The organism is Streptomyces sp. CLV115, assembly GCF_038448545.1.
In the GTDB taxonomy this organism is placed as follows: Bacteria; Actinomycetota; Actinomycetes; order Streptomycetales; family Streptomycetaceae; genus Streptomyces; species Streptomyces sanglieri.
Window position 1 is genome coordinate 1 of record NZ_JBCEWQ010000359.1, and the last position, 912, is coordinate 912.

The 912-nt window shown below is 71.3% G+C and carries 1 protein-coding gene; it reads right to left on the reverse strand.

Going from position 1 to position 912, the window contains the following annotated elements:
• Window positions 1-154: 154 nt before the first annotated feature.
• On the reverse strand, window positions 155-646 hold the full coding sequence (locus AADR41_RS42130) for a GtrA family protein (protein ID WP_342287761.1): 492 nt from the start codon (window positions 644-646) through the stop codon (window positions 155-157).
• Between the last annotated feature and the right edge of the window lie 266 nt (window positions 647-912).

The window sequence follows — 912 nt, forward strand, 5'->3', positions numbered from 1 at the left end:
ATCGTCCCCCACCGGCACCCGGACCCGCCCGGCCCGCCCGTACTCCATGCGCACGCCCCTCATCCACCCCGGCCCACCCGCGGGCTCCGCTCGCCCCTGCGACCGGCCACGACAGTCAACCAGCACGATCGCCGCGCCGGCCATCGAGGGGGCGTCACACGGCCATCGCCACCGCCGACTTGTCCATCACTTCGTCGTGCGAAGCACGGCCGTGCCCGCTCCGGCCGCGGTTCCCGAAGACGACGACCCGCAGCAGCACGAACCGCCCGGCCCCCGCCAGGGCGGACGCCGACAGATAGACCGTCTGCGCGGCCAGCGGCGAGGGCTCGGGCCGCACGGCGAACAGGCAGAGCAGCGCCCCCGTCGTGAACGCATAGCTCACGGCGACCGTCGCGCCGGACTGGAGATGGACCCGCCACCCCCGGCGATCGCTCCGGAACGAGATCCGCCGGTGCAACTCGGTCGCGAGCACCGTGGAGACGACGGTGACCAGCGCGTTCGCGACGGCCATCGGTATTCGCCCGGTCAGCAGCACGACCGCCGCGCTCGACGCCAGTCCGACCCCGCCACCACACACGACGAACCGTACGAAGGCCGCGGCGAGAGGCCGAAGGTCGCGCGTCCGCCGACGCGTTGGGGCGGTCACAGGCTGGCCTCCGGAGGGTCGGGGGGAACGATGATTCGATTCCACCCCAGAACCTACGGAGTCGGCGTCGTCCGGGCGACCCGATATCGTCCGGGCTCAAGCGGGGGACAAGCGGGAACCAACTCCGGGTCGGCACCGGGTGATGTGCCGCGTGATGTGCAGGGCGACAAACACAGGCATGGCTCTCGCGGCGCCCAGGTAGGTTGAGGCCATAGCTTGATCGGTTCGTGTCCGGAGGTCTCCATGAGTGAGCATCAGCCGTCCGT